The 23,775-nt window shown below is 71.5% G+C and carries 19 protein-coding genes; 10 read left to right on the forward strand and 9 right to left on the reverse strand.

The genetic code is table 11. The features are described from left to right. Positions 1 to 7: 7 nt before the first annotated feature. From ACGFIM_RS32425 to ACGFIM_RS32440, 4 genes are all read right to left on the reverse strand, one after another. Entirely contained in the window at positions 8 to 772 is a 765-nt protein-coding gene (locus ACGFIM_RS32425) for a hypothetical protein (RefSeq protein ID WP_393208205.1), read from the reverse strand. After that, the gene (locus ACGFIM_RS32430) at positions 769 to 1,668 is read right to left on the reverse strand and encodes an ABC transporter ATP-binding protein (protein WP_393208208.1); all 900 of its coding nucleotides are present in this window, start codon (positions 1,666 to 1,668) and stop codon (positions 769 to 771) included. Before ACGFIM_RS32430 ends, ACGFIM_RS32425 begins: the two co-directional genes overlap by 4 nt. A gap of 119 nt (positions 1,669 to 1,787) precedes the next feature. Beyond that, the gene (locus ACGFIM_RS32435; RefSeq protein ID WP_393208211.1) at positions 1,788 to 2,999 is read right to left on the reverse strand and encodes an MFS transporter; all 1,212 of its coding nucleotides are present in this window, start codon (positions 2,997 to 2,999) and stop codon (positions 1,788 to 1,790) included. 489 nt (positions 3,000 to 3,488) lie between these two features. Further along, on the reverse strand, positions 3,489 to 3,998 hold the full coding sequence (locus ACGFIM_RS32440) for a TetR/AcrR family transcriptional regulator (RefSeq protein ID WP_393208214.1): 510 nt from the start codon (positions 3,996 to 3,998) through the stop codon (positions 3,489 to 3,491). 53 nt (positions 3,999 to 4,051) lie between these two features. On the opposite strand from ACGFIM_RS32440, the gene ACGFIM_RS32445 reads away from it, so the two are divergent. Next, on the forward strand, positions 4,052 to 5,215 hold the full coding sequence (locus ACGFIM_RS32445; protein ID WP_393208217.1) for a cysteine desulfurase family protein: 1,164 nt from the start codon (positions 4,052 to 4,054) through the stop codon (positions 5,213 to 5,215). Positions 5,216 to 5,299: 84 nt separating this feature from the next. Here ACGFIM_RS32445 and ACGFIM_RS32450 read toward each other — a convergent pair whose 3' ends face one another. Beyond that, the gene (locus tag ACGFIM_RS32450) at positions 5,300 to 6,349 is read right to left on the reverse strand and encodes a DUF695 domain-containing protein (RefSeq protein WP_393208220.1); all 1,050 of its coding nucleotides are present in this window, start codon (positions 6,347 to 6,349) and stop codon (positions 5,300 to 5,302) included. Between the two features lie 66 nt (positions 6,350 to 6,415). Between ACGFIM_RS32450 and mnmA the strand changes: the two genes are divergently transcribed. Beyond that, positions 6,416 to 7,474 carry a tRNA 2-thiouridine(34) synthase MnmA gene (gene mnmA, locus ACGFIM_RS32455; protein ID WP_393208223.1) on the forward strand — a complete coding sequence of 353 codons (1,059 nt, stop codon included), beginning with the start codon at positions 6,416 to 6,418 and terminating at the stop codon, positions 7,472 to 7,474. 29 nt (positions 7,475 to 7,503) lie between these two features. Here the strand turns inward: mnmA and ACGFIM_RS32460 are convergent, their stop codons facing one another. Next, positions 7,504 to 8,136 carry an MBL fold metallo-hydrolase gene (locus tag ACGFIM_RS32460; protein WP_393208226.1) on the reverse strand — a complete coding sequence of 211 codons (633 nt, stop codon included), beginning with the start codon at positions 8,134 to 8,136 and terminating at the stop codon, positions 7,504 to 7,506. Between the two features lie 24 nt (positions 8,137 to 8,160). Between ACGFIM_RS32460 and ACGFIM_RS32465 the strand changes: the two genes are divergently transcribed. The 6 genes from ACGFIM_RS32465 (at position 8,161) to gatB (ending at position 18,270) form a co-directional block, all read left to right on the forward strand. Further along, a complete protein-coding gene (locus tag ACGFIM_RS32465) occupies positions 8,161 to 9,147 on the forward strand; it encodes a methionine synthase (protein WP_393208229.1) in 987 nt (328 codons plus the stop codon). Between the two features lie 65 nt (positions 9,148 to 9,212). Beyond that, on the forward strand, positions 9,213 to 11,402 hold the full coding sequence (gene ligA, locus ACGFIM_RS32470) for an NAD-dependent DNA ligase LigA (RefSeq protein ID WP_393208232.1): 2,190 nt from the start codon (positions 9,213 to 9,215) through the stop codon (positions 11,400 to 11,402). A 1,390-nt stretch (positions 11,403 to 12,792) separates the two neighbouring features. Further along, the gene (locus ACGFIM_RS32475) at positions 12,793 to 14,856 is read left to right on the forward strand and encodes a putative bifunctional diguanylate cyclase/phosphodiesterase (RefSeq protein ID WP_393208235.1); all 2,064 of its coding nucleotides are present in this window, start codon (positions 12,793 to 12,795) and stop codon (positions 14,854 to 14,856) included. Between the two features lie 87 nt (positions 14,857 to 14,943). Beyond that, positions 14,944 to 15,243, forward strand: a complete 300-nt coding sequence (gene gatC / locus ACGFIM_RS32480; RefSeq protein WP_364059075.1) for an Asp-tRNA(Asn)/Glu-tRNA(Gln) amidotransferase subunit GatC — start codon at positions 14,944 to 14,946, stop codon at positions 15,241 to 15,243. Next, on the forward strand, positions 15,240 to 16,733 hold the full coding sequence (gene gatA, locus ACGFIM_RS32485; RefSeq protein WP_393208239.1) for an Asp-tRNA(Asn)/Glu-tRNA(Gln) amidotransferase subunit GatA: 1,494 nt from the start codon (positions 15,240 to 15,242) through the stop codon (positions 16,731 to 16,733). The genes gatC and gatA overlap by 4 nt, the downstream gene beginning before the upstream one ends. Before the next feature lie 31 nt (positions 16,734 to 16,764). Next, positions 16,765 to 18,270, forward strand: a complete 1,506-nt coding sequence (gene gatB / locus ACGFIM_RS32490) for an Asp-tRNA(Asn)/Glu-tRNA(Gln) amidotransferase subunit GatB (protein WP_393208241.1) — start codon at positions 16,765 to 16,767, stop codon at positions 18,268 to 18,270. 115 nt (positions 18,271 to 18,385) lie between these two features. Here the strand turns inward: gatB and ACGFIM_RS32495 are convergent, their stop codons facing one another. The 3 genes from ACGFIM_RS32495 to ACGFIM_RS32505 are packed head-to-tail and all read right to left on the reverse strand — an operon-like array spanning position 18,386 to position 21,364. Then, positions 18,386 to 19,903 (reverse strand): tripartite tricarboxylate transporter permease, encoded by a 1,518-nt coding sequence (locus ACGFIM_RS32495; RefSeq protein WP_393208244.1) that lies wholly within the window; start codon positions 19,901 to 19,903, stop codon positions 18,386 to 18,388. Between the two features lies 1 nt (position 19,904). After that, complete coding sequence (locus tag ACGFIM_RS32500; RefSeq protein ID WP_393208246.1) at positions 19,905 to 20,390, reverse strand: tripartite tricarboxylate transporter TctB family protein; 486 nt, start codon at positions 20,388 to 20,390, stop codon at positions 19,905 to 19,907. After that, positions 20,390 to 21,364 carry a Bug family tripartite tricarboxylate transporter substrate binding protein gene (locus tag ACGFIM_RS32505; protein WP_393208249.1) on the reverse strand — a complete coding sequence of 325 codons (975 nt, stop codon included), beginning with the start codon at positions 21,362 to 21,364 and terminating at the stop codon, positions 20,390 to 20,392. Before ACGFIM_RS32505 ends, ACGFIM_RS32500 begins: the two co-directional genes overlap by 1 nt. A gap of 150 nt (positions 21,365 to 21,514) precedes the next feature. On the opposite strand from ACGFIM_RS32505, the gene ACGFIM_RS32510 reads away from it, so the two are divergent. Both ACGFIM_RS32510 and ACGFIM_RS32515 read left to right on the forward strand, forming a co-directional pair. Continuing rightward, positions 21,515 to 23,089, forward strand: a complete 1,575-nt coding sequence (locus tag ACGFIM_RS32510; protein WP_393208252.1) for an ATP-binding protein — start codon at positions 21,515 to 21,517, stop codon at positions 23,087 to 23,089. Then, positions 23,086 to 23,754 (forward strand): response regulator, encoded by a 669-nt coding sequence (locus tag ACGFIM_RS32515; RefSeq protein ID WP_393208255.1) that lies wholly within the window; start codon positions 23,086 to 23,088, stop codon positions 23,752 to 23,754. Before ACGFIM_RS32510 ends, ACGFIM_RS32515 begins: the two co-directional genes overlap by 4 nt. The last annotated feature ends 21 nt before the right edge of the window (positions 23,755 to 23,775 follow it).

Genomic DNA, 23,775 nt, shown 5'->3' on the forward strand with positions numbered 1-23,775 from the left:
ACACTCATCAGGCGTCCTTCCGGGTGAACCGGACGTAGGCCGCCGCCAGCATGAGTACGACAAACGCCACAATAAGCCCATATCCCAACAAACCAGGCACGTTCTCCGCTCCGTACATCGCCTGGAACGGCGCCGCGTTGGGCCAGAAGAACCTGACGGCCACCTGCAGGAAGCCCGGCATCACGCTCGACAGGATGGGCAGCAGCAGGAACACGACGGAGACGTTGACCGCAGCGGCCGTGCTGCGCACCAGCACGCCGAGCGCCAGCCCGAACAGCGCGATCAGCGTCAGCACGATCGGCCCGCCGAACAGCAGCCGCAGCGCCGTCGCATCGCCGGGAGTCGCGGCCATGGCACCGCCGGCCGCCAGCGTGCTCTGGCTGACCGTGAACATCAGGACGATCGAGGCCACGCTCACCGGCAGGGCGCTCAGCACCGTCATGCCGGCCTTGGCGGCCAGGAGCCGGCCGCGCCTGCCCATGGCGGCCACGCTCGCGGTGATGGTGCCGGAGCCGTACTCGGTGGAGACGATCAGCGCACCCAGGCCCGCGAGCAGCACCTGGACCAGGAACACGCCGCGCATGCCCTGCTCGACGGGGTTGAAGCCGAGCCGCTCCTGCGGGGTGAGCGTGGCGTACTCGGTGGCGGCGGCGTTGCCGAACATCCAGCCGAACAGGCCCGACACCAGCACCGCCGCCACCGACAGCGCCATGGTCGCCCGGAGGCTGCTGAACTTCGTCCACTCGGCCTTGAGCGCTCCTGCGTCGATCATCGGGCCGCACCCCACTCGACGGCGTCGCGGGTCAGTTCCATGAATGCCTCCTCCAGTGAGGGCTCTCGGATGCTCAGCTCGTGAAGCGTGACGTTCTCGGCCGCGGCCAGCCTGCCGACGTCGCGTGGTGACATGCCGTTGACCAGCAGCTCGCCGGTGTCTCCCGGCTCGACGAAGGCGCCCGCGAGCACGAGCCGCCGGGCGAAGTGACCGGCGTCAGGCGTACGGACGACCACGACCGACCCCCGCGCGGTGAAGTCCGCGATGGCGCCCTCGGCGAGCAGCCGCCCCCTGCCGATCACCACCAGCCGGTCGGCGGTCAGCGCCATCTCGCTCATGAGATGGCTGGAGACCAGAACGGTGCGTCCTTCGGCGCCCCACCCGCGCATCAGGTTGCGCGCCCACAGCACCCCCTCGGGATCCAGCCCGTTGATCGGCTCGTCGAGCAGCAGCACCGGAGGGTCGCCGAGCATGGCGGCGGCGATGCCCAGCCGCTGGCCCATCCCGAGGGAGAACCCGCCGGCCGGCCGGTCCGCCGCGTCCGCCAGCCCGACCAGCTCCAGCACCTCGCCGACGCGGGACTCGGGGATGCCGTTCGACTGCGCCAGGTAGAGCAGGTGCTTGTACGCGCTCCGCCGCGGGTGCACGGCCCGCGCATCCAGCATGGCGCCGATCGTGCGCAACGGGTGCCGCAGCTCGTGGTAGCGCCGGCCGTTGATCGTGACCGTGCCGGACGTGGGCAGGTCGAGGCCCATGATCATCCGCATGGTCGTGCTCTTGCCGGCGCCGTTGGGACCGAGGAAGCCGGTGACCAGACCCGGCTGCACGGTGAAGGTGAGGTGGTCCACGGCGACGGTTTCGCCGTAGCGCTTGGTCAGTCCATTGAGCTGGATCATGCGATCCAGCCTGAAGCGACTGGTTGGAGGTGTTCTGAGGGGTTCTGTGAGTTCTCTGTGAGTGCGGGCGGCGCAGAGGGCGAGATGCCGGGCCGCCCGCGCCGATCCACAGAGAACTCTCAGGCGGCGGCCCTGACCGGCTCGCGCTCCGGCTCCGGCTCCGGCTCGGGCTCGGGCAGGCGGGTCACCTGGGCGGGCTCGCCGTGCGGGAGCAGGCGGGCGGCCAGCGCGATCAGCACGCCGAGGCCCACGCCGATGCTCAGCGCCGTACGCAGGCCGGCCGCGTCCGACAGGAACCCGATCACCACGGGGCCGAGCAGCAGCCCGGCGTAGCCCATGGCGCCTGACTGCGCGATCGCCGGGCCGGGCGCGTCGGTCGCGGTGCCCGCCAGCGACATCGTCAGCGGCGAGATCGTCGCCACGCCGAGCCCGACGAAGAACATCGCCGACACGGCGACCACCGCGGAAGGCGCGAGCAGCACGACCGCGAAGAACCCGGCCGTCGCGACGCCCGACACGCTGAGCATGCCGCGCACCCCGAACCTGACCCGCAGCCGGTCACCGGTCAGCCGGGCGATGAGCATGCCCACCTCGAACACCGGGTAGCCGAGCGCCGCGACGGCCTCGGGCGCGCCCAGCTCGTTGCGCATGTAGAGACCGTTCCAGTCGGCAACGGTGCCCTCAACCATGAACGCGAAGAACATGATCGCGCCCAGCAGGTAGACGACCGGAGGCATGCGGCGCCGCCCCTGCGCCGCGGCGGCCACGGAGGGCTGCTCCGGCAGGTACGTACGGCCGAGCAGCACCAGGACCGGCAGCGCGAGCAGCGCGATCAGCGTGACGTGCGTGGTGAACGGCAGGCCTGCGGTGATCGCGAGGCTGCCGAGCGCGCCCGCCGAGATGGCGCCCACGCACCAGCCGGCGTGCATGCCGTTCATCAGCGGCCGGCGGTAGGCCTGCTCGACGGTCGACCCCTGGGAGTTCATGGCGACGTCCATGACACCGAACGCCATGCCGAACAGCACCACGGCCGTCACCAGCAGCGGCAGGTCGGGAGCGAGGCCCACGCCGAGGAGGGCCAGCGCCGTCAGTGGACCACCTGCCCGCAACACCGCCCGGCTGCCCACGCGCGCCATGACGCGGCGCATGGACTGCATCGTCACCAGGGCGCCCAGGCCCCATGCCAGCAGGATCGTCCCGACCATGGCCTCGGAGAGGCCGAGCTTGTCGGTCAGGGCGGGGATGCGCACGGTCATCGTGCCCACCATCAGGCCGGCAAGGACAAAGGTGAGGACCGCCCCGTGACGGGCACTCCTCAGCTCGCGGGTCATAAGGCCACACCTCACTGAAGTCGTCGTACGTGTACGTCTGGGTCACTGCTTGTGGGCACGCCGAAGCCGCAGGACCGGCACACGCCGGGCCGCGTCTCGGCACGCCGAGCGCCGCACCGGGAGCCGGTGCGGCGCAGGTCGGAACGGGCGCCCGTGAAGGCGCCATGGGGGGATGAGGGGGTGAGAAGAGCCGTTGTGGGGCGCTCGCCCTGGGGGCACAGCGAAAGGTCCCGGCCTCCAGCCTCGGCTCCGGTCCTCGGCTACTGCTTCGGCTCCGGTCCTCGGCCTCGGTCCTCGGCCTCGGTCCCACGGCTTCGGTCGCAGCCTCTGCTCGTGTCGCCGGCGGCGTCACTCAGCCTCGGCCGTCAGTCTCGGCCGTCAGTCTCGGCCGTCAGCCTCGGCTTCGGTCCGGGTTCCGGCCCTGGCCTTCCTGCCTCTGGGCTTCGGCTCCGATGGAGCCTCGGCCTCGGCGGAGCGCCGGGGCGGCGGTCAGCCGGGGGTGAGCATCGCCGTCAGGCGGCGCTCCAGGGCCTGAAGGTCCTCGTCGCTGTACAGCTCGGGGTCGTGGCTTGCGACGTCCCACAGCCCTTCACACGCCAGCCGGACGATCTGTGAGGCCAGCGGATCGGGCTCGTCGTCCAGCCCTTCGCGGTGCCAGCGGGCCATCGCCTCGCGCAGCGGTGCGAGCAGCAGCACGTTGCCCGACGCCCCCGTGACGACGGCCCAGCGTCGCAGACGGCCGGAGCGTACGGCGGCCAGCGTGGCGGCCAGGTAGCGCTCGGTGTAGGTCGCGCCCGTCTGGGCGGCCACCAGCTCGTCGAAGTCGTCGATCAGCCGCTCCACCATGCCCTTGATCAGGGCTTCCTTGGAGCCGTAGTGATACAGCAGGCCGCCTTTGCTGACGCCCGCCCGTTCGGCCACCGCGGCCAGGGTGAGCGCGGTCGAGCCCTGGTCGCAGAGGATCTCCTCCGCCGCGTCCAAAAGCTCGTTCCTTCGCATGCCTCTACTGTACCGTCCGGACGGTACAGCTGCAAACGAGATACCCTGAACGGGTGACCAGACCGTCGGCCTATCTTGATCACGCGGCGACCACCCCCATGCTGCCCGAAGCGATCGAGGCCATGACGGATCAACTCAAACGCGTGGGAAATGCTTCCTCGCTGCACGCGGCCGGTCGTCAGGCACGCAGGGTGGTCGAGGAGTCGCGTGAAACGATAGCCGATGCGCTCGGCGCGCGGCCAAGCGAGGTCGTCTTCACCTCGGGCGGCACCGAGGCCGACAACCTCGCGGTCAAGGGCCTCTACTGGGCGCGCCGCCCGCGCCGCCGCGTGCTCATCAGCTCCGTCGAGCACCACGCCGTGCTCGACCCCGCCCACTGGCTGGCCGACAGCCAGGGCGCCGAGGTCGAGCTGCTGGAGGTCGACGAGCTCGGCCGGGTCCACCCCGAGACGCTGCGCGCCGCCATCGAGCGCGACCCCGGCGACGTCGCCATGGTCAGCGTCATGTGGGCCAACAACGAGGTCGGCACCGTCCAGCCCGTCCAGGTGCTGGCCGCCATCGCCCACGACCACGGCATCCCGTTCCACAGCGACGCGGTGCAGGCCGTCGGGCAGCTTCCTGTGTCGTTCTCCGGCTCGGGCGCCGACGCGATCACCATCAGCGGGCACAAGGTCGGCGGTCCCGTCGGGGTCGGCGCGCTGCTGCTGGCCAGAGGGCTGACGCCGGTGTCCGTGCAGCACGGCGGCGGTCAGGAGCGCGACGTGCGCTCCGGCACGCTCGACGTGCCCGGCATCGCCGCGTTCGCCGCCGCCGTCAGCGTCGCCGTACGCGAACAGGAGGCGCTCGCCCGCCGCCTGTCGGAGCTGCGCGACGAGCTGATCAGGCGGGTACGCGAGGTCGTGCCCGACGCCGTGCTCAACGGCGACCCCGACGACCGGCTGCCCGGCAACGCCCACTTCTCCTTCCCCGGCTGCGAGGGCGACGCGCTGCTCATGCTGCTCGACGCCAAGGGCGTGGAGTGCTCCACCGGGTCGGCCTGCTCCGCGGGGGTCGCGCAGCCGTCCCACGTGCTGCTCGCCATGGGCGCCGACGCGGCCACCGCGCGCGGCTCGCTGCGCTTCACGCTGGGCCACACCTCGACGCGCGACGACGTCGACCGCCTCATCGAGGTGCTGCCGGCCGCCGTGGAGCGCGCCCGCCGCGCCGGCCTCGGCTGACCCGCGCGGCCGCGGGCGGCTCTTCGGAGAGGGTCAGCAGGGCCGGTTCCGCATGAGGCGGCCAGGGGCGGCGGTCAGCGTACGTCAGGTGAGGAACGGTGCGACGGCCGTCCACGCCGGGTCGCGTGAGACGTCCACCAGCGCCTTGCCCTCCCGCCAGCCCGAGGCCAGCTCCTCGGCGACCGCGGCGGCGCCGGCGTCCGGGTCGGCGTAGACGTGGACGACGCGGTGACCGTCGGCGCTCAGGTGCACCGCGAGCAGCGCGTCGGCGGGCAGCTCGCCCAGGCGCGCGGTCAGCCGTTCCTCGAGGTCGCGCAGCGCCTCAAGCGAGCCGCTCGCGGGCAGGTCCCGCTCGTCGCGCTCGTCGTACGGGAGCGTGATGGCGATGTGCTGGTCGCACAGCGGATGGTCGACGGGACGCAGCGGGTAGCGGGCGGTGGCCACCAGCGGCTTGCCGCCGGCCTGACCCTCGAGCAGCACCCACTCGTCCTCACCGACACCCGAGGCCACGTCGGCGACCACGGCGGGCAGGTGGACGGCCGCGACGGCGTCGATCGGCTCGAACGCGACCGCCGTGATCTCGCCGATCCACCTGGCCACCTCGTCCTCGCCGAGCAGCGCGTCGAGGGCGCGCAGCGTGGTCTGCATCCGGTCGTCCGGCTCCAGCTCGCCGAAGACCGGGTGGTAGGCGGCGACGTCGACCCTGGCCTGGTTGCGCGGCACGCGCAGCCCCAGCGTCATCCTGTCGATCCCGACCGCGTACTCGCCGACCTCGATGGTGCGCTCGGCGGCGCGCGGGTCGGCCTGACGCGACGGGTGGAACTCCCACAGCAGGTCGGCGGGCGGCGCCGCCTTGGCCCAGCGGTGGGCGAGCGGGCGCAGCTCGGCGTCGCCCTCCGCGGTCACCACGAGCGCGTGCGCGGCCTCCTTGCCCGGCGCCACCTCACAGACCAGCGCCGGATCCATCGCGGCGACCGGGGCCGCGAGCAGCTCCTCCAGCTCGCCGGTCTCGCCGGAGGCCACCAGCGCGTCCAGCCGCGGCCCGTTCTCCTGCCACCAGGTCCAGAATCCGGCGATGGCCGCTTCCCCCTGGCCCGCCCTTTCGTCTGCGTCTTTGCGCCCGAACAGTCGCATGGACGAATCCTTCCAGACCCATGCCATGGTCGCGCACTCCCGCCCGGACAGTACGCTGGATGCGTCATGGGATTGCGTGTGCTTGCCGCCATGTCGGGCGGCGTCGATTCAGCGGTGGCCGCCGCCCGCATCGCCGAGGCCGGCCACGACGTCACCGGTGTGCATCTCGCGCTGTCGGCCAACCCTCAATCCCACCGCACGGGCGCCAGGGGCTGCTGCACGATCGAGGACTCGCGTGACGCGCGCCGCGCCGCCGACGTCATCGGCATCCCGTTCTACATCTGGGACATGGCCGAGCGCTTCCAGCGCGACGTGGTCGAGGACTTCGTCTCCGAGTACGCCGCGGGCCGCACGCCTAACCCGTGCCTGCGCTGCAACGAGAAGATCAAGTTCGCGGCGGTGCTCGACCGGGCGCTCGCGCTCGGCTTCGACGCGGTCGCCACGGGCCACCACGCCAGGCTGGTCGACGGCGTGCTGTCGCGCAGCGTCGATCAGAGCAAGGACCAGTCGTACGTGCTGGGCGTGCTCACCCGCGAGCAGCTGAGCCACGCGATGTTCCCGCTGGGCGACTCCACCAAGGCCGAGGTGCGCGCGGAGGCCGCCCGGCGCGGCCTGACGGTGGCGGACAAGCCCGACAGCCACGACATCTGCTTCATCGCCGACGGCGACACCCGCGGCTTCCTGGCCAAGCGGCTCGGCACCGCCGAGGGCCCGATCGTCGATCAGAACGGCGAGGTCGTCGGCACCCACCAGGGCGCTCACGGGTTCACCGTGGGCCAGCGCAAGGGCCTGCGCATCGACCGTCCCGCGCCCGACGGGCGCCCCCGCTACGTGCTGTCGATCGAGCCGGTCTCCAACACGGTGACGGTGGGCCCGCGCTCGGCGCTCGAGGTCACCACGATCACCTGTGGCCGCCCCGTCTGGAACGGCCCGTCGCGCTACGACGACCTGACCGTGCAGCTCAGGGCGCACGGCGAGGTCTACCCGTGCCGGTTCGAAGAGACCGGCGACGGCCTGACGATCGAGCTCGACCGGCCCGCCACGGGCGTCGCCGCCGGGCAGGCGGCCGTGCTCTACTCGGGTGACGTCGTGATCGGGTCGGCCACCATCATGTCCGCCGCCTGACCGTCCAGCCGGCCCGACCGCCCGATCGTCTAGCCGATCGTCACCGACTCGCCGACCGGGATCCGCCGGATGTCGGCCTGCTGCTTGTCGGCCTCCATGCGCAGCCAGTTGTCCACCAGGCCGAGGCCGATCTCGCTGTAGAGGCCGTCGTGCGTCGAGTACGCCCGCGCCGGGCGGAGCTTGCGCAGGTATTCCACGGTCTCGGCGAGCTTGAGCCACGGCGCGCCGGTCGGCACCAGCACCGTCGGCACCTCCACGCCGGGATCGGTCAGCGCGTCGCCCGGGTAGAAGACCTCGTCGTCGATCAGGAAACCGACATTCTGCACGATGGCCATGTCCGGGTGGTTGTAGGCGTGCCACTCGCCGAACACCCGGATGCGGAAGCCCGCCACGTCGAAGCCGTCGCCCTGGCGTACCACCTGGACCTTTCCCGGCACCTCGGTCAGGAGGGCCGCGACGCCCTCGCACGTGTAGATCTCCAGATCGGGCGATGCGGCCTTGAGCCGGTCGACGTCCACATGGTCGGCGTGCTCGTGGGTGATGAGCACCGCGTCGGCGCCGTCGAGCACCGGGCCCTTGGCGAACGCACCCGGGTCGATGACCAGCGCCTTGCCGTTCTTCTCCACGCGGACGCAGGCGTGATCGTGCTTCGTGAGCTTCATGCGGCAGAGCCTACGCTTGTGCACATGTCTATAGGGGAGGCCACCGGGGTCGGCTCGCACCCCGGTTCCGATCATCTTGAGGCGATCAGAGTCGTGTTCGGCGAGGTGCCGGGGCTGCCGTACCTTCCGGAGCTGCCCGCGCGGGGCGTCGGCGCCGACATGGTGGGGCGGAGCGCGGGGCTGCTGATCGACCTGCCCGTGGAGGTGCAGCCCTCGGGATGGAGGCTGACCGACCGGCCGGGGCGCGACCACCAGCGCGCCGTCGATCATCTGCGCCGCGACCTCGACGGTCTCGAGGAGGTCGGCCACGAGTACGCGGGGCCGCTGAAGCTGCAGGTCTGCGGGCCGTGGACGCTGGCGGCGTCGATCGAGCTCAAGCACGGCGACAAGATGCTCTCCGACGCGGGCGCCGTACGCGATCTGATCGCCTCGCTGGCGCAGGGCGTGGCCGATCACTGCGCCGAGGTGCGCAGGCGGCTGCCCGGGGTGACGGAGATCGTGCTGCAGCTCGACGAGCCGGGGCTGCCCGGCGTGCTGGCCGGTACGGTGCCGACCGCGTCCGGGTTCGGGCGGCTGCCCGCGGTCGAGGAGTGGCGGGTCGAGGAGTCGCTGCGCCACTTCGAGTCGCCGGTGGTGCACTGCTGCGCGCCGGATGTGCCGTTCGCGCTGCTGCGCAGGGCCGGCGTGCGCGGCGTGTCGGTGGACGCCTCGCTGCTGCGGCGGCGTGACGAGGACGACCTCGGCGAGCTGTTCGAGGCGGGGCTGACGCTGTTCATGGGCGTCGTGCCCGGCACCGACACCCGGCTGCCGGACATCGGCGTGGTGGCCAAGCCCGCGCTGGAGCTGTGGCGGCGGCTGGGGTTCCCGGCCGACCGGCTGGCCGAGCAGGTCGTGCTCACCCCGGCGTGCGGGCTGGCGGGCGCCTCTCCCGCCTACGCGCGCCAGGCGCTTGCCGCGTGCACGAAGGCGGCCCAGGTGCTCAGGGACGATCCCGCGGGCGAAGGCGGCTGAGACATGGTTTTGTCGGTGGCCGGCGGTAGCGTTTGCTCAGGTCGTCGTACGGAAGGAGACGTCGCGTGAGTGAGGCGGGCGGCGAGGTCGAGGGCGTGCCGGTGACCGCGCTCAAGCGGCATGCCGAGCTGAGCGAGCTGGTCAAGGAGGCGCGCTGGCGCTACTACGTGCTCGACCAGCCCACGGTGAGCGATGCCCAGTTCGACGAGTGGTTCAAAGAGCTGCTCGCGCTGGAGGAGCAATATCCCTCGCTGCAGACGCCCGAATCGCCCACGCAGCAGGTGGGCGCGCCGGTCTCGGGGGAGTTCGCGAAGGTTCAGCATCTCGCCCGGATGGAGAGCCTCGACAACGCGTTCAACGCCGACGACATGGCCGCCTGGGTGTCGCGGGCCGAGCGGCTCGCCGAGGGCCACCCCGGTCCCTTCCTGTGCGAGCTGAAGATCGACGGGCTCGCCGTCGCGCTGGTCTACCGCGACGGGAAGCTGGAGCGTGCCGCCACCCGCGGCGACGGCCGCACCGGCGACGACGTCACCGACAACGTCCGCACCATCAAGGGCGTCCCCCACCGGCTCACGGGCGACGGCGTGCCGAGCCTGGTCGAGGTGCGCGGCGAGGTCTACATCCCGGTCGAAGACTTCAAAAAGCTCAACGAGCAGCTCGTCGAGCAGGGCAAGGCGCCGTTCGCCAACCCGCGTAACTCCGCGGCCGGCACGCTGCGGCAGAAAGACCCGCGCATCACCGCCCAGCGGCCGCTGCGCATGCTGGTGCACGGCATCGGCGTGTGGGAGGGCTCCGAGGAGCCGCGCGCGCAGTCGGAGTGCTACGAGCGGCTGCGCGAGTTCGGGCTGCCGGTCAGCGACCTGTACAAGGTGGTGCCGGGGCTCGACGAGGTCAACGAGTTCATCGAGCACTACCGCGTCCACCGCCACGACCCGCCCTACGAGATCGACGGCGTCGTGGTGAAGATCGACGACTTCCGCACCCAGCGGGAGCTGGGCTCGACCTCGCGCGCGCCGCGCTGGGCGATCGCCTACAAATATCCGCCGGAAGAGGTCAACACCAAGCTGCTCGACATCCAGGTCGGGGTGGGGCGCACCGGGCGGGTGACGCCGTTCGCGGTGATGGAGCCGGTCACGGTGTCGGGCTCGACGGTCGAGCGGGCCACGCTCCACAACGCCGCGATCGTCAAGAAGAAGGGCGTGCTCATCGGCGACACCGTGGTGCTGCGCAAGGCGGGCGACGTCATCCCCGAGATCGTCGGGCCGGTCGTGGCGCTGCGCGACGGGACCGAGCGCGAGTTCGTCATGCCGACCCACTGCCCCGAGTGCGGCACCGAGCTGGCGTACGAGCAGGAGGGCGACGCCGACCTGCGCTGCCCCAACGCGCGCGGCTGCCCGGCGCAGATCCGCGAGCGGCTGTTCTTCGCCGCCGGGCGGCGCGCGCTCGACATCGACGGGCTCGGCTATGTCGCGGCCACCGCGCTCACCCAGCCGCTGCCGCCACAGGAGCCGGTGGTGCGCACCGAGGCCGACCTGTTCGACATCACCCTCGACCGGCTCATCCCGATCAAGTCGGTGGTCCGCGACCAGGAGACCGGGCTGCCCAAGATCGACCCGAAGACCGGTAAGGAGAAGGTCGTCACGTTCTTCTCCAACGTCAACGGCGAGCCCAGCCAGAACGCCCTGCGTCTGATGGAGGAGCTCGAGCGGGCCAAGCAGTCCTCGCTTGCGCAGGTGCTCGTCGCGCTGTCCATCCGCCACGTCGGCCCGCCCACCGCCCGCGCGCTCGCCGACGCGATGCGCTCGATGGACGCGATCATGAACGCCTCCGAGGAGGAGCTGGCGGCCGTCGAGGGCATCGGTCCCAAGGTGGCGGCCACGATCAAGGAGTGGTTCGAGGTCGACTGGCACCGCGAGATCATCGAGCGGTGGCGGGCCGCCGGGGTCCGCATGGAAGACGAGCCCGCGCCCGAAAAGGGGCCGCAGACGCTGCAGGGCCTGACGTTCGTGGTGACCGGCACGCTCGACGGCTACACCCGCGACTCGGCCGCCGCCGAGATCACCAGCCGGGGCGGCAAGGTGTCCAGCTCGGTGTCGAAGAAGACGTCGTTCCTGATCGCGGGGGAGAACGCGGGGTCGAAGTACGACAAGGCCGTGGACCTGAAGGTGCCGATCCTGGATCGGGCCGGCTTCGAGGTTCTGCTGAACGAAGGCCCCGAGGCCGCCGCCCAGGTGGCCACCACACCGGACGACTGAGCGGGCCGGGCGGAGGCGCCCGGCCTGCGCGTGAGGGGGCTGCTCGCGGCGTGGGCGGCCCCTTTTGGTGTGGCGGCGCTGGGTGTGTGGGCGGCCCCCTTTCCGTGTGGTCGTGCTGGGTGTGTGGGCGGTGCGGTTCTGTGTGGGTGTGCTGGGGGTTGGGTGGGGTCGGGTGGTGGGGGCTGGTTCGGGGTGTTGTGGGTGGTCCGTTGGTGTGGTCGTGCTGGGTGTGTGGGCGGTGCGGTTCTGTGTGGGTGTGCTGGGGGTTGGGTGGCGTCGGGTGGAGGGGTTGGCTCGGGGTGCGGGCGGTGAGCGTCCGTGTGGTCGGAGCGGGTGCGGAGCGGAGCTGCGCACCCTTCGTCCCGGCGGCCCCGGAACCGACCACGGGAAGCCATCGCGCGGGCCGTCGGCACACCGCCGGAGGCGGCCACGGACCGTCAGGGCCGCTCTCCTCGGCAAGAGACGACGCCGCTCGACACGACGGCACCCAGCCGGCGCTCCCCGATACGAGCGTGAACACCAGAGACGTTTCAGGTCACTCGACGAGCGTGAACACCAGAGACGTTTCAGGTCACTCGACGAGCGTGAACACCAGAGACGTTTCAGGTCATTCGACGCTTTAGAGTGACACCCTCACCCCTGCAAAACGAGCGAACCAGGACAGGCTTGCGGCGGACCAGAGAATCACTCGCTCACCGGCCAGGTGATAGCACTGGTGCGGCGGTGCCCCGACCACGCAACGCGCGAAAACGCGAACCGTCCCTGTAGCACCCCGCCCGAACAGCACAAGCGCAAGCGCGGTCCACAACCGCCACGCCCAGCACATCGCGGGCAGCATCCGCAGCAATCGCGGGCAGGATCCGCAGCCGCGCAACAGGCGACCTCCCGACAGCGCGGAAGCCCACCGGCACGACACCCGGAAGGAGCTCGCCCATCCCCGATAGCCCCGAGTAGCCCTCGCCCATCCCCGACAGCCCCGAGTAGCCCTCGCCCATCCCCGACAGCCCCGAACAGCCCTCGCCCATCCCCGATAGCCCCGAACAGCCCTCGCCCATCCCCGACAGCTCCGAAGAGCCCCCGTTCACCCCCGACAGCCCCGAACAGCCCCCGTCCACCCCCGAACAGCCCCCGTCCACCCTCTGACGGGTTGTTTACAGCTATGGGCAACCGTTTGTGGGGGTTGGTCGTCTTCTATGCGAGCCGTGTGGGCGTTGCCCGGGTTCAGGCTGCTTCGGCGTAGGTTGGGGTCGCTGTGTGCTCGGTTTGCTACACAGGGTGCTTTTTGGGTATATGTCGGAAAGGAGAAGTGACGGAACGTACGCGCTTGGTTTCGCGAAGTGGGGTGAAGGTCGTACCCTCCCATAGTGACCTAATGGGGGTTCTGTTACCGATGACTGACCCAACCGACACCCGCGACACAGGGCCACGCGTCGGCACGCCGTTGTGGGGTTACCTCGCGGGCGTCACCGTGATCGGCTTCACCGGCCTGCTGGTGGCCATGCTGCGGCTGGACCCGTCCGGTCTGGTGGAGCTCGCCAACACCCCGCTGTTCTGGGTGCTGGCGGTGCTGGTGATCCTGGGCGAGCTGCGGCCCGTCATGGTGTCGTCGGCCACCGCCGTGGGCGGCACGTACCCGTCCACCATGTTCACCTTCGCGGTGCTGCTGCACCTCGGACTGCCCGTCGCCGTGCTCATGCAGGCCGTGGCGGTGGCGATGAACGGCGCGGTGACGCGCAAGGCGTGGCATCGGGTCATGTTCAACATCGCGCAGTCCTCCCTGGCGCTGATCGCGGCCGCCGTGGTGCTGAGCCTGTTCGGCATCGTGCCGAGCCCGGCCGCGCCCTGGGTGCCCGCGGGTGACGACCTGCTGGCCATCGCGCCGGCGGGGATCGCGTACTTCCTGGTCAGAGGCGCGCTCGTGTGCGGCGCGGTCGCGTTGCACGAGCGGCGCTCGCTGGTACGCGTGCTCAGGGCCAGCGTCGGCCCCCAAGCGCTGGTGTACATCGGCCTGCTGGGCCTCGCGCCGCTGGTGGTGGTCGTCATGAACCACTCGCCGGGGCTGGTGCCGCTGTTCGTGGCCCCGCTGGCCGCCGTCTACTTCACCGCCACTCTCTCCTTGCGCCGCGACCACCAGGCCATGCACGACGAGCTGACCGGCCTGCCCAACAGGAAGATGCTCGTGGTCAGCACCGAGGAGGCGCTGGCCGAGGTGCGCCAGGACGAGCGGGTGGGGCTGTTCCTCCTCGACCTCGACCGGTTCAAGGAGGTCAACGACACGATGGGCCACCCGGTCGGCGACCGGCTGCTGCAGCTCGTCGCCCACCGGCTCACCCACGCCGTACGCCCGGGGGACGTGGTGGCGCGGCTCGGCGGCGACGAGTTCGCCGTGCTGCTGCCCTCGATCAGGGACGCCCACGCGGCCAGGGAGGTCGCGGCGCGGCTGCGCGCGGCGCTCACCGAGCCGGTGCGCCTGGAGGGCATGACGTTCGACCTCGACGCCTCGGTGGGCATCGCGCTCTACCCCGATCACGCGCCCGACTTCGAGCTGCTGCTGCAGCGGGCCGACGTGGCGATGTACCTGGCCAAGGAGGGCCGTACGGGCGTCGAGCTCTACCAGCCCGACAAGGACCGCAACTCGCCGGAACGCCTGACCCTGCTCGGCGACCTGCGCCGCGCCATCGACAACGGCGAGCTGCGCCTGCACTACCAGCCCAAGGTGGCGCTCGGCACCGGCGACGTGCAGGGCGTGGAGGCGCTGCTGCGCTGGCGGCATCCCGTGCACGGGCCGGTGGCGCCGGCCGACTTCGTGCCGCTGGCCGAGCAGTCGTACCTGATGCGGCAGCTCACCGCGTACGTGATCGAGGAGGCGATGCGGCAGGCCGCCGCCTGGTGGCACACGGGCCTGCGGGTGCAGATCTCGGTCAACATCTCGGCCCGCGACCTGCTCGGCTCCGCACTGCCCGAGCAGCTCGGGGTGGGCCTGGCCAAGTACGCGCTGCCGCCGACCGCCATCCAGCTGGAGGTCACCGAGCGCATCCTGACCGGCGACCAGGCGTACACGCAGGAGACGATCAAGGCGCTGGCCGCGCTGGGTGTGCCGCTCGCGATCGACGACTTCGGCACCGGCTACTCCTCGCTGATCAGGCTGCAGCGGCTGGCCGTCTCGGAGGTCAAGATCGACGCCTCGTTCGTGCGCCGGATCGCCGAGTCGGAGGACGACTACCGCATCGTCCGCTCCATCGTCGACCTCGTACGGAGCCTGGGCCTGCGCTCGGTCGCCGAGGGCGTCGAGTCGGAGGAGGTCGCGATGCGCCTCGTCGAGCTGGGCTGCGACATCGGGCAGGGCTGGCTGTTCTGCGAGCCGATGCCCGCCGAGGAGGCCGCGGTCTGGCTGCGCGACCGCACGGGCGGCTCGGTGGACTACGAGTACCAGCCGGAAGTCAGCTCGGCCTGACCGGATAATGCGTTCGGGGGTGCTACGTCAAGACCCCTAGGATGGCAGTGTCCAAAGACTCCATCCACGAAACGGGTTCAACGACTCATGTCCGCCATAACCCGCGACGAGGTCGCACACCTGGCCCGGTTGTCCAGGCTGGCGCTCAGCGACGACGAACTCGATCACTACGCCACCCAGCTCGATGCGATCATCGAGTCGGTCGCGAAGGTGGCCGAGGTCGCCGCCGAGGATGTGCCGCCTTCGTCGCACGCGCTTCCGCTGACCAATGTCTTCCGTGCCGACGAGGTGCGACAGTCCCTGACGCCCGACCAGGCCCTCGCCGGCGCGCCCGCCGTCGAGGACGACCGCTTCCGGGTGCCGCGCATCCTCGGGGAGGAGGCATGAGCCTGATCCGCAAGACCGCCGCCGAGCTCGGCGCGATGATCGCTGCGGGCGAGGTGTCGGCCGTCGAGGTGGCCGAGGCGCACCTCGACCGCATGGCCGAGGTCGAGCCGAAGGTCCAGGCCTTCCTCCACATCGATCGTGAGACCACGCTGGAGCAGGCCCGCGCGGTGGACGCCCGTCTGCGGGCGGGGGAGAAGCTGGGCCCGCTGGCCGGCGTGCCGGTCGCCCACAAGGACATCTTCACCACGCGCGACATGCCGACGACGGCCGCGTCCAAGATCCTCGAGGGTTGGCGGCCGCCGTACGACGCCACCGTCACCGCCCGCCTGCGCGAGGCCGGCCTGGTCATCCTGGGCAAGACGAACCTCGACGAGTTCGCGATGGGCTCCTCGACGGAGAACTCCGCCTACCACGTCACCCGCAACCCGTGGGACCTGAGCCGGGTGCCCGGCGGCTCCTCCGGCGGGTCGAGCGCCGCCGTGGCCGCGTACGAGGCGCCGCTGTCCACCGGCACCGACACCGGCGGCTCGATCCGGCAGCCCGCCGCCGTCACCGGCATCGTCGGTATGAAGCCCACCTACGGCGGCTCGTCCCGCTACGGCCTGATCGCCTTCGCCAGCTCGCTGGACACGCCGGGCCCGTTCGCGCGTAACGTGCTCGACGCGGCGCTGCTGCACGAGGCGTTCTCCGGTTACGACCCGATGGACTCCACCTCCATCGACGCGCCGGTGCCCTCGGTGGTCGAGGCGGCCAAGCACCCCGACGTCGCCGGCATGCGCATCGGCGTGGTCAAGGAGTTCTCCGGCGAGGGCTACCAGCCGGGCGTGCTGGCCCGCTACAACGAGGCCGTGCAGCTGCTGGAGTCGCTGGGCGCCAAGGTCGTCGAGGTCTCCTGCCCGTCGTTCAAGACCGCGCTGCCCGCCTACTACCTGATCGCGCCGTCGGAGTGCTCGTCCAACCTGGCCCGCTTCGACGCCATGCGCTACGGCCTGCGCGTCGGCGACGACGGCACCCGCAGCGCCGAGGAGGTCATGGCGCTGACCAGGGCGGCCGGGTTCGGTCCCGAGGTCAAGCGGCGCATCATGCTCGGCACGTACGCGCTGTCCAGCGGCTACTACGACGCCTACTACGGCCAGGCCCAGAAGGTGCGCACGGTCATCTCGCGCGAGTTCGAGGCCGCCTACCAGCAGGTCGACGTCCTGGTCTCGCCCACCACGCCGACCACGGCGTTCCCGATCGGCGAGCGCACCGACGACCCGATCTCGATGTACCTCGCCGACCTGTGCACCATCCCGTCCAACCTGGCGGGCAACGCGGCCATCTCCGTGCCGGTGGGCCTGGCCGACGAGGACAACCTGCCGGTCGGCCTGCAGATCATGGCCCCGGTCCTGGCCGACGACCGCTGCTACCGCGTCGGCGCGGCCGTGGAGCAGGCGCTGGAGGGCCGCTGGGGCGGCAGCCTGCTGTCCAAGGCACCGGAGCTGGCGTGACACGCAACGAGCTGAAACTGAGGACCTCACCATGACTGCCGGTACGCTCATGCCGTACGACGAAGCGCTCGAGCGCTTCGAGCCGGTGCTCGGCCTCGAGACGCATGTCGAGCTGGGCACCAAGTCGAAGATGTTCTGCGGTTGCAAGACGACCTTCGGCGCGCCGCCCAACACGCAGGTCTGCCCCACCTGCCTGGCGCTGCCCGGGGCGCTGCCGGTGGCCAACCAGAAGGCCATCGAGTCGACGATCCGCATCGGCCTGGCGCTGAACTGCTCGATCGCCGAATGGTGCCGCTTCGCCCGGAAGAACTACTTCTATCCGGACATGCCGAAGAACTACCAGATCTCCCAGTACGACGAGCCGCTCTGCTACGACGGCTACATCGACGTGGAGGTCGACGGCAAGACGGTCAGGATCGGCATCGAGCGGGTGCACCTGGAGGAGGACACCGGCAAGTCCACCCACGTGGGCGGTGCCACGGGCCGCATCCACGGCGCCGACTACTCGATCGTCGACTACAACCGCGCCGGCATCCCGCTCGTCGAGATCGTGACCAAGCCCATCGAGGGCGCCGACCGGCTCGCGCCGGAGGTGGCCAGGGCCTACGTCACCGAGCTGCGCGAGATCATGCGCTCGCTGGGCGTCTCCGACGTGCGCATGGAGGAGGGCTCGCTGCGGTGTGACGTCAACGTCTCGCTGATGCCGCGCGGGTCGTCGGAGTGGGGCACCCGTACGGAGACCAAGAACGTCAACTCCCTGCGCAGCGTCGAGCGCGCCGTGCGCAGCGAGATCGAGCGGCAGGCGGCGGTGCTGGCCGGCGGCGGGAAGATCATCCAGGAGACCCGCCACTTCCACGAGGACACCGGCACCACCACCTCCGGCCGGTCCAAGGAGGAGGCGCAGGACTACCGCTACTTCCCCGAGCCCGACCTGGTGCCGATCGCGCCCGACAAGGCGTGGGTGGCCGAGCTGAAGGCCGCGCTGCCCGAGCTGCCGTCGGTCAAGCGCAAGCGGCTGCAGGCCGAGTGGGGCCTGTCCGACCTCGACATGCAGGCCATGCACAACGCCGACGCGATCGACCTGGTCGAGGCCACGGTCGCGGCCGGTGCGCCGCCGGCCGACGCCCGCAAGTGGTGGATGGGCGAGCTGGCGCGGCGGGCCAACGAGACCGGTGTCGCGCTGGCCGACCTGCCGATCACGCCCGAGCAGATCGCCCGGGTGACCGAGCTGGTCGCCTCCGGCGCGCTCAACGACAAGCTGGCGCGCGAGGTGCTCGAAGGCGTGCTGGCCGGCGAGGGCACGCCCGACGAGGTCGTCGAGCGGCGCGGCCTGCGCATCGTCAACGACGAGGGCGAGCTGTCGGCGCTCATCGACCAGGTGCTGGCCGAGAACGCCGACGCGGCCGAGAAGGTCCGCGCCGGGAAGATCGCCGCGGCCGGTGCGCTGGTCGGCGGCGTGATGCGGGCCAGCAAGGGCAAGGCCGACGCGGCCAGGGCCCGCCAGCTCATCCTGGAGAAGCTCGGCGTCCAGGAGTGACCCGCGCCGGGCGGCCCCGCGTAGCGGGCGGAGCCGCCCGGCAGCGACCCCGTGGGAGGGCTCCGCCGCATCGGCGGGGCCCTCCCGCTGCGTCCGGGCCGCTGCGTCCGGGCCGCTACGAGCCGGCCGGTTCCGCCGTGCGGGCGGCGCGCCGGGCGTACCACCGCCTGATCAGCGGGCTGAGCAGGGCGAGCAGGGACAGCGTGAGCAGGACCACCGCGACCGGGCTGCGCACGAGCACGGTCACGTCGCCCGCCCCGATGGCCAGCGCCCTGCGGAGCTGGACCTCGGCCATCGGCCCCAGGATCATGCCGATCACGGCGGGCGCGACCGGCAGGCCGAAGCGGCGCATGGCGTACCCGAGCAGGCCCAGCACGTACAGGACGAACAGGTCCACGACGGTGCCGTTGAGCGCGTAGACGCCGAGCGCGGCGAACAGCACGATCCCGGCGTACAGGTACGGGCGGGGGATGCGCAGCATGCGCGCCCACACCGGGGCCAGCGGCAGGTTGAGCACCAGCAGCATCGTGTTGCCGAGGAACAGCGACGCGATCATGCCCCAGACCAGCGCCGGGTTGTGGTCGAAGAGCTGCGGGCCGGGCTGCAGGCCGTACTGCTGGAACGCGGCCAGCATGATCGCGGCCGTGGCCGAGGTCGGCAGGCCCAGCGTGAGCAGCGGGACCAGGGTGCCGGCCGCGGAGGCGTTGTTGGCCGCCTCGGGACCGGCCACGCCCTCGATGGCGCCCTTGCCGAACTCCTCCTTGGCCACGCCCTTCGCCAGGCGCTTCTCGGCCGCGTACGACAGGAACGTGGGGATCTCGGCCCCGCCGCCGGGCAGCGCGCCGAACGGGAAGCCCAGAGCGGTGCCGCGCAGCCACGGCTTCCAGGAGCGCCGCCAGTCCGAGCGTCCCATCCAGGCCCGGCCCACCGGCACGACCTCGGGAGGCGCGTGCCGCAGGCGGCTGGCGACGTACAGGGACTCGCCGAGCGCGAACAGGCCGACCGCGACGATCACCACGTCGATGCCGTCGAGCAGCTGCGGGATGCCGAGCGTGAGCCGCGCCTGCCCGGTCTGCTGGTCGATGCCGATCAGCCCGATCACCAGGCCGAGTCCCAGCGAGGCCAGGCCGCGCACGATCGAGCGGGACAGCACCGACGAGACGGCGGTGAAGGCGAGGATGGCGAGGGCGAAGTAGTCCTCGGGACCGAACGCGATCGCGAAGCTCACCACCGCGGGCGCGGCCACCACGAGCAGCGCCGTGGCGATCGTGCCGGCCACGAACGAGCCGATGGCGGCCGTGGCGAGGGCCTGCGCCGCCCGCCCGCGCCTGGCCATCTGGTTGCCCTCCAGCGCCGTGATCATCGAGGAGGACTCGCCGGGCGTGTTGATCAGGATCGAGGTGGTCGAGCCGCCGTACATGCCGCCGTAGTAGATGCCGGCGAACATGATGAACGCGCTGGTCGGCGGCACGGTGAAGGTGATCGGCAGCAGCAGCGCCACGGTCATCGCGGGCCCGATGCCGGGCAGCACGCCGACGAGGGTGCCGAGCGTGACGCCGACGAGCGCGTACAGGAGGTTGACGGGGGTGAGCGCGGCGGCGAAGCCGTCGAGCAGGAGCTGGAACGAGGTCACCTCAGATCAGCCCCTCCAGCGGCCCGCCGGGCAGCGAGACGCCGAGCCCCTTGACGAACAGCAGGTACGTCACCACGCCCATCACCACCGCGATCCCGGCCGCGCGCATCCGGTTCCCGGCCCCCAGCGCGACGGCCAGCCCGAAGAACAGCAGGCTCGCGCCGATGATCCAGCCGAGCACGTCGAGCAGCGCGGCGAAGGCCAGGAAGACGCCGCTGACCAGGCCGAGCGTGCGCCAGTCCGTGGGCGCGTCGGCGTCCACGTCCTCGCTCTCCTCGGGGTCGGCGCGGCCGCCGCGCAGCACGTCGGCCACGTAGAACAGGCCGATGAGCACCATCGCGCCGCCCACCAGCATGGGGAAGAACCGTGGCCCGAGGCCGAGCTGGGAGGCCGCGGCCGACACGTCGAGCGTGCCGACCATGACGAACACGCCCAGCAGCAGCACCACGAGCGCCAGCCCGAGCTCGGGCCGCCACCAGCGAGCCATCAGGACACGAGCCCCATCTCGGCGATGATGCCCTTGACCCTGGCCTGCTCGGCGGCGAGGAAGTCGGCGAACTCCTGCCCGGTCTGGAACGAGTCGATCCAGCCGTTCTTGGCCACCGCGTCCTTCCACGGCTGGGCGTCGTGCATCTTGGTGATCAGGTCGGTCAGGGCCTGCTTGTCGGCGTCGGAGATCCCGCCCGGGGCCACGAAGCCGCGCCAGTTGGACAGCTCGACGTCCAGCCCGGCCTCCTTCAGGGTGGGGGCGTCGACGTCGGGCAGCCGCTCGCCGGAGGTGACGCCCAGCGCGCGGAGCTTGCCGGACTTCACGTGCTCGGCGAACTCGCCGACGCCCGAGATGCCCGCGCTGACCTTGTTGCCGAGCAGCTCGTTCAGCGCCTCGCCGCCGCCGGAGTGCGCGATGTAGTTGACCTGCTTGGGGTCCACGCCGGCGGCCTTGGCCATCAGCCCGGCCACGATGTGGTCGGTGCCGCCCGCCGAGCCGCCCGAGATCGACACCTTCGCCGGGTCGGCCTTCCAGGCCGCGACCAGGTCGGCGAGCGTCTTGAACGGCGACTCGGCCGGGACGACGACGATCTCGTACTCCTCGGTCAGCTTGGCGATGGGCGTGGTCTCGGACAGCGTGACCTTCGACTTGTTCTGCTCGATGGCGCCCACCATGACCAGGCCCATCGTCATCAGCAGGTTGCCGTTGCCCTTCTCACCGGCGAGCTGGGCCAGGCCGATCGTCCCTCCCGCGCCGGGCACGTTGTACACCTCGACCTTGCGGTCCGGCACGGCGGCCTTGAGCGCCTGTTCGGCCACGCGGGAGGTCTGGTCCCAGCCGCCGCCGGGCGCGGCGGGGGCCATGATGCGCAGGGTGGCGTTCGCGGACGTGCCGCCTCCGCCGGCGCCGCCGCAGGCCGTCAACGCGCCCAGGGTGAGTGCCGCGAGGGCGGCGAATACGCGCAAGCGCATGTTCACTCCAAGATGGGGGGGTTTCACAGTCGTCGGGAGTGGCATGGTGAGGTCCGTTTCCCGCCGCGTCGAGACTTTGTGTGGTTGCCGTCGTAGTGGTCGTATTGGTCGCGACCCGGACGTGACCTGCTTTTGTTTCGATGAGCCACGATGAACAGGCTGAGAAGGGTTCGTGACGCCTCGCTCGGCACGCAGCTCTTCGCGCTCCAGATGGTGATCGTGCTGCTGGCCGCCGGCGGCACGGCCGCCGTGTGGGCGGAGCACACCCTTGACCAGCTCGACTCGCTGCACGAGCAGCGCGCGCTGGCGATCGCCCAGTCGGTGGCCGCGCTGCCGCAGGTGCGTGAGGCGTTCAAGCTGGAGCACCCGGAGAGCGTGCTGCAGCCGCTGGCGCTGAGCGTCCAGGCCGAGACCGGCGCCGACTACGTGGTCATCGCCGACACCCGGCAGCTGCGCTACGCCCATCCCAACGCCTCGCTGATCGGCAAGAAGCTGTCCACCGACGGCAGCACGGTCCTGCGTACCGGCCGGAGCTGGGTCGGCGTCGAGACGGGCACGATCGGCACCACCCTCAGGGGCAAGACGCCCATCAGGGACGAGTACGGCGAAATCATCGGCCTGGTCTCCGTCGGCGTGCTGGAGACCACGGTCACCGGCCAGCTCTTCGACGCCCTGCCGCCGCTCATCTGGACCGCGTGCGCGGTGCTGCTCGCGGGGCTCGCGCTGGCGGCGTTCATCACGGCGCGGGTGCGCAGGCAGACGTTCGGGCTGGAGCCGCGTGAGATCGCCGCGCTGCTCGAGCAGCGCGAGGGCGTGCTGCACGGCGTGAAGGAGGGCCTGCTCGCCCTCGACATGGAGGGCAGGGTCACGCTCGTCAACGACGCCGCCCGCGAGCTGCTCGGCGACGTCGGCGAGGACCTGGACAGCATGCCGGTCTCCGACCGCATGCGCGACGTGCTCGGCGGCGCCGACCCGGGTGAGGACCGCATCGTGCTGCACGGCGAGCGGGTGCTCGTGCTCAACCGCACCCCCGTCTGGGTGCGCGGCCGCCAGCTCGGCTGGGTGGTCACCCTGCGCGACCGCACCGAGCTGGTCCGCCTGGCCCGCGAGCTGGACGACACCAGCAGCGCCACGGAGGCGCTGCGGGCGCAGGCGCACGAGTTCGCCAACCGCATGCACACCGTGGTCGGCCTACTCGAACTCGGCGAGCACGAGGCCGCCATCGGCTTCATCACCCGCACCACCCACGACACCAACGCCACCGACGTGCGCGAACGCGTCCAGGACCCGACGCTGGCCGCGCTGCTCATGGCCAAGTCGGCCGAGGCGGCGGAGCGCGGTGCCAGGCTGGTGCTCTCCGACGACTCCTCGGTGCCCGAGGGCGCGCTCGGCGACCCGCGCGATGCGGTGCTGGTGGTCGGCAACCTCGTCGCCAACGCCATCGACGCGCTCGACGGCGCCGAGGGCACGATCGAGGTGTCCGTACGCGCCGATGCCGACGGGCTGCACGTGCGGGTCGGCGACTCCGGCCCCGGCATCGCGCCCGAGCTGGTGGAGGAGGTCTTCAGGGAGGGCTTCACCACCAAGGCCGCACACTCGGGGCCGCGCGGGCTGGGGCTCGCGCTCACCCGGCAGGCGTGCCTGCGCCGGGGAGGCTGGGTGCGCGTACGCAACGACGGCGGCGCCGTTTTCACCGCCCTGCTGCCCGCGAGGACCGCCACATGACCGAGACCGCCATCCGGGTGCTGGTCGTGGACGACGACTTCATGGTGGCCCGCATCCACAGCGGCTACGTGGCCAGGGTGCCCGGCTTCGAGGTCGTCTCGGTCGCCCACACCGGCGCCGAGGCGCTCGCCGCCGCGGCCGAGCTGCGGCCCGACCTGGTGCTGCTCGACATCTACCTGCCCGACATGTCGGGCCTGGAGGTGCTCAAGGCGCTGGACGACGTGGACGTCCTGATGATCAGCGCCGCCCGCGACGTGCCCACGGTCAGGGAGGCCATGCGCGGCGGGGCGGTCAACTACCTCATCAAGCCGTTCACCGCCGCCGCGCTCACCGAGCGCCTGCGCCAGTACGCCGATACCCGCGAGCGCCTGACCGCCATCGGCCCCGAGGCGCGCCAGGACGACGTGGACCGGCTCTTCGGCCTCCTGCCGTCCGCCGCCCCCATGCCCAAAGGACTGTCCGCGGCCACCTGCGCGCTGGTCGCCGACACGCTGCGCGAGGCCGGGCGCGACCTGTCCGCGGCCGAGGCCGCCCAGCTCACGGGCCTGTCGCGGGTGAGCGCGCGCCGCTATCTGGAGTACCTGTGCGCGGTCGGCCAGGCCGAGCTGAGACCCCGTTACGGGACCGCCGGGCGGCCCGAGCATCGCTACCGGTGGCTAGGTTGACACACTTCCGTATCCATTTCC

It is taken from the genome of Nonomuraea sp. NPDC049309, assembly GCF_043196965.1.
GTDB lineage: Bacteria > Actinomycetota > Actinomycetes > Streptosporangiales > Streptosporangiaceae > Nonomuraea > Nonomuraea fastidiosa.